5 protein-coding genes and 1 pseudogene are annotated in these 4,250 nt (G+C 67.1%); 3 read left to right on the top strand and 3 right to left on the bottom strand.

The annotated features are described in order from the left end of the window. The coding region (locus AC2VOU_RS16255) for a phytoene desaturase family protein (protein ID WP_486958297.1) at positions 1-694 on the bottom strand (694 nt) is incomplete at its 3' end. Positions 695-801: 107 nt separating this feature from the next. On the opposite strand from AC2VOU_RS16255, the gene AC2VOU_RS16250 reads away from it, so the two are divergent. Next, a complete protein-coding gene (locus tag AC2VOU_RS16250; protein WP_486958298.1) occupies positions 802-1,353 on the top strand; it encodes a TetR/AcrR family transcriptional regulator in 552 nt (183 codons plus the stop codon). After that, complete coding sequence (locus AC2VOU_RS16245; RefSeq protein WP_486958296.1) at positions 1,350-2,189, top strand: enoyl-CoA hydratase/isomerase family protein; 840 nt, start codon at positions 1,350-1,352, stop codon at positions 2,187-2,189. The genes AC2VOU_RS16250 and AC2VOU_RS16245 overlap by 4 nt, the downstream gene beginning before the upstream one ends. Here the strand turns inward: AC2VOU_RS16245 and AC2VOU_RS16240 are convergent. Together AC2VOU_RS16240 and AC2VOU_RS16235 are read right to left on the bottom strand one after the other, a co-directional pair. Then, a complete protein-coding gene (locus AC2VOU_RS16240; RefSeq protein WP_486958295.1) occupies positions 2,180-2,689 on the bottom strand; it encodes an aminoacyl-tRNA deacylase in 510 nt (169 codons plus the stop codon). The genes AC2VOU_RS16245 and AC2VOU_RS16240 overlap by 10 nt on opposite strands. Continuing rightward, entirely contained in the window at positions 2,655-3,503 is an 849-nt protein-coding gene (locus tag AC2VOU_RS16235) for an SDR family oxidoreductase (RefSeq protein ID WP_486958294.1), read from the bottom strand. Before AC2VOU_RS16235 ends, AC2VOU_RS16240 begins: the two co-directional genes overlap by 35 nt. A 246-nt stretch (positions 3,504-3,749) precedes the next feature. Here AC2VOU_RS16235 and AC2VOU_RS16230 point away from each other — a divergent pair. Continuing rightward, positions 3,750-4,202 (top strand): annotated as a pseudogene (locus AC2VOU_RS16230) (sigma-70 family RNA polymerase sigma factor); the annotation flags it as partial. Positions 4,203-4,250: the final 48 nt, after the last annotated feature.

Here is a 4,250-nt window from a genome sequence, read left to right as displayed (position 1 = left end):
TGGTGCCCAGGTCGGCCAGTAGGGCCACCATCGCATCGGTGATGGCTTGTGAGCCGCCTTCGGCGACTGGCCAGCCGTGCCGGTGGCCGGCGGTGATGATGCCCATCCCGATCGCCGATGTCATCGGATAGTGCAGGGGCCGAAACGCATGCGCCGCAACGCCGCCGAACAAGGCCCGGCCCTGCGGGGTACCGAACAGCCGCGCGAATGTCGACGCCGGAAGCACGGTCGGAGCCCCGAACCGGGCCAGCATCAGCGGGTGACGGGGAATCCGCAGCAGCGGCCCCATGATGTCCGCACTGAGCGCGTCGAATCGAGCCGCGGCGTAGCCGAACGCACGCCGCCATCGTGCGCCATCGCGACCGAGACCGGCAGCGGTCCGCTCCACCGAGCGGTGCAGCACGCCCGCACTGCCGTCCTCGAGTGGGTGAACGCAGTCGATTTCGGGCCAGCGCCAGGTCAGCCCGTAGCGGTCCAGGTTGAACCTGCTCACGAACTGCGAGCCGACGGCCATCGGGTGGATTGCCGAGCAGTGGTCGTGCAGCAGGCCGGGCAGGATCGCCGCGCTGCTGCGGGCGCCGCCGCCGACCTCATCGGCGGCTTCGAGGACTGTGACCGCGACCCCCTCGGCCGCCAGGGTCACAGCGGCGGCCAGGCCGTTGGGCCCACCGCCCACCACCACCGCGGTGCTCATGCACAAAACCCTATGCCGAACCGGGCCCAAATTCGCAATACCGAGGATATCTCTGTTGAGCTAGAGTAGTACTCGTGCCAGCCACTGCCGACGCGCGCTGCCGACTGATGCAGTCGGCCCGCCGCCGCTTTGCCGAAAACGGCCTCCTGGCGGCGACGCTCGACGAGGTCCGTCAGGACGCCGACGTCAGCGTTGGCGCGCTGTATCACCATTTCCCGGACAAATCCGCGCTCGCGGCTGCGGTCTACGCCCAGGTGATGGGGGAGTACCAGTCGGGATTCGTGGCGATGTTGCGCCGTCACGACAGCGCCGAGGGCGGTATCCGCGGCGGCGTCACCCACCACTTGCGTTGGGTGGCAGGCAATCGCACCGAGGCGGCATTGCTGCTCGGGGACCGGCTGGACAGCGCGCAACTGCGGGAGTCCAATCGGGCCTTCTTCGCCGACGTGGGGGACTGGTGGCGGCCGCATCACACCTACGGGATGTTGCGCCCGATGCAGGACGGGATCACCGCTGCGTTGTGGTTCGGCCCGGCGCAGGAATTCAGCCGGTACTGGATCGCCGGCGACGCTCCCCGGATGCCGCGCGGTGTGGTCAAGGCATTCGCCGATGCCGCATGGGCGACGTTGCGGGCCAACGCTATCGAGGAGGACGCGTGACCGGATCGCTGTACAACCGACTGATCGCCGAGGGAGACGACCCCGATGCGCCGCGTCGGGTGGACCTCGAACACCGCGGCGACCGAGCAATCGTCACCCTCGACGAACCCGACCGGCTCAACGTGTTGTCGGCGCCGTTGGTGCGCCAACTACGGCGCGCGCTGGAGGATCTCGTGGTCGACCGCGACGTTCGAAGCGTGGTGCTGACCGGTCGCGATCCGGGCTTCAGCGCCGGCGGCGACTTGAAGATGATGGAGCAGGCCACGGCAAATCTGAGCCGACCCGAGGGCGTCGCCGACGTGTGGCGCTGGATCCGCCGCGAATTCGGCGCAATCGCCCGGCTCATCGCCGGATCGGACACGATCTTCGTTGCCGCCATCAACGGCCCCGCCGCCGGAGTCGGGCTGGCCTGGGCGCTGGCCTGCGACGTCGTCGTCGCCAGTGAGCGTGCGGTGATCGTGCCGGCGTTCGGCCGCCTCGGCCTGATTCCCGAGGTCGGCACCAGTTGGGCGCTGACCCGACGACTGGGATACCAAGGTGCGCTTGCCTATTACCTGCGCGGCGAGCACATCGATGCGCACGAAGCGCAACGGCTCGGCCTGGTTCAACAGGTCGTCGACCACGACCGCCTGCTCGAAACCGCCGATCAGTGGTGCTCACGTGTAGCGGCGATGCCGACGCATGCCATCGCGATGACCAAGCCCCTGCTGCGCGCCGCGGCCGACGCCGAGTGGCACGAATCGCTGACCATGGAGGAATTCGCCGAGCCCACCTGCTTCACGACGGCAGCATTCGCCGACAGCGTGCAGGCGATATTGAGCAGCTCTCAAGCCTGAATCTGCGCGGTCACCGCGCCGGTGAGCCGGACCAGGTCGTCAGGTGCCACCGCGACGTCCCAGCCGCGCCGACCCGCGCTGACGTACATCCGCTCCCATCGGAGCGCACCCGCGTCGACGACCGTCGGTAACGCCGTGCGCTGCCCCAATGGCGAAATCGCGCCCAGCACATAGCCGGTCGCGCGTTCAGCGGCACGCTGATCGGCCATCGTGGCTTTGCCGGCACCCAGCGCTCCGGCGGCCGACTTGAGCGACAGCCGCGCCAGGGCCGGCACGATCGCCACCGCCAACCCGTCGGGAAGCGCGATGACCAGCGTTTTGTAGATCTGGCCAGGTTCGACGGAGTCGCTCAGCGCACGAACCGCCTCGCCGCCGAACGAGCGTTCGCGCGGGTCGTGGTCGAACTTGACCACCTGGTGGGGCACGCCGGCGTCGCTCAGTACCGCCAGCGCCCGCGTCGCCGCTTTAGGGACCGGAGTACCCCGGCGGGTTGACGCCATCGACCCAGAAGTCGACCCCGAGGGTGCCGCCCGGCACGCAGTTGTAGACCGACAGGTCTGTGACGCCGGAGTCCAGCAGCACGTCTTCGCAGAGCAGGGTGTTGCCGGTGTACTCCTTCGACGGCTTGTTGAGGATGACGTAGGCAGCGTCGGAGTAGATCTCGGGCTTACGTGCGCGACCCATCGCCTCGTCGCCGCCCAGCAGGTTCTGTACCGCGGCGGTGGCCACCAACGTGCGGGGCCACAAGGTGTTCGAGGCGATGCCCTCGTCGCGCAGCTCCTCGGCAATCCCCAACGCGCACAGCGTCATACCGAACTTGGCCATCATGTACGCCGTCGGCTTCAGCCACTCTTTCCCGAGCAGCACCGGCGGGGACAGGGTCAGGATGTGTGGGTTCTCCCGGCCCTTCAGGTGCGGGATGCAGGCCTGAGACACGGCGTAGGTGCCGCGTACCTGGATGCCGTTCATCAGGTCGAACCGTTTCATCGGCACCTCGCTGATGGAGCCTAGGTTGATCGCCGACGCGTTGTTCACCACGATGTCGATGCCACCGAACTGTTCGACGGCCTTGGCCACGGCGGACTGCACCGACTCCGGGTCGCGGACGTCGCCGACGATTGGCAACGCCTGCCCGCCCGCCTCCTCGAGCTCCTTGGCGGCGGTGTACACCGTGCCCTCGAGCTTGGGGTGCGGCTCGGCCGTCTTGGCGATCAGTGCGACGTTGGCGCCGTCCTGGGCGGCCCGCTTCGCGATCGCCAGCCCGATTCCGCGGCTGGCACCCGAGATGAACATGGTCTTTGCTTTCAACGACATGAGCGTCACAGTAACGCCGCTCACAAGTACCCCGCGTCGGTGGTGCGGAAATACCGGGGCGATCCTGGCTGTTGAGCCAGGCGAAGCAGACAGTGTCAGAGGCAGGCTTTAGATTGGGAAAGGGGTAATCGCGTGTCAACGGCGACAAGCCTCACGGGCGAACAGCAGTTGGCCGGGTACCAGACGGGTCCGGTGTTGATGGACCTGTTCACCGGTATCGCGACAGAAGGGACTGCGTTATTCACTATGGCTGATACCGATGGCACGGCCGAGTCGGAGATCGCGGTCAACGCCGACGATACCGACGGCCAGGCGCGCACCCGATCCGACGAAACCGATGCCGAGCTCACCGCACGATTCGAGCGCGACGCGATCCCGCTGCTGGACCAGCTCTACGGCGGCGCAATGCGGATGACCCGTAATCCGGCCGACGCCGAAGACTTGCTGCAAGAGACGATGATCAAGGCCTATGCGGGCTTTCGGTCGTTCACCGAGGGCACCAACCTCAAGGCTTGGCTCTACCGCATTCTGACCAACACCTACATCAACGGCTATCGCAAGAAGCAGCGTCAGCCCGTGCAGTATCCGACCGACGAGATCACCGACTGGCAGTTGGCGGCGACGGCCAAGCACACCTCCACCGGGCTGCGATCGGCTGATGTCTAGGCGCTCGAGGCGCTGCCCGACACCGAGATCAAATAAGACCTCCATGCGTTGCCAGAGGAGTTTCGGATGGCGGTCTAATAC

This window comes from Mycobacterium sp. TH-M25 (assembly GCF_057473665.1).
The sequence above is the reverse complement of the archived record's forward strand: the minus strand, read 5'-3'. Positions and strand labels throughout refer to the sequence as shown.

Bases quoted from the DNA above. Each gene is read 5' to 3' on its own strand.
- AC2VOU_RS16250 (WP_486958298.1), top strand. From the start codon at position 802: ATGCAGTCGGCCCGCCGCCGCTTTGCCGAAAACGGCCTCCTGGCGGCG.
- AC2VOU_RS16240 (WP_486958295.1), bottom strand. From the start codon at position 2,689: ATGGCGTCAACCCGCCGGGGTACTCCGGTCCCTAAAGCGGCGACGCGG.
- AC2VOU_RS16235 (WP_486958294.1), bottom strand. From the start codon at position 3,503: ATGTCGTTGAAAGCAAAGACCATGTTCATCTCGGGTGCCAGCCGCGGA.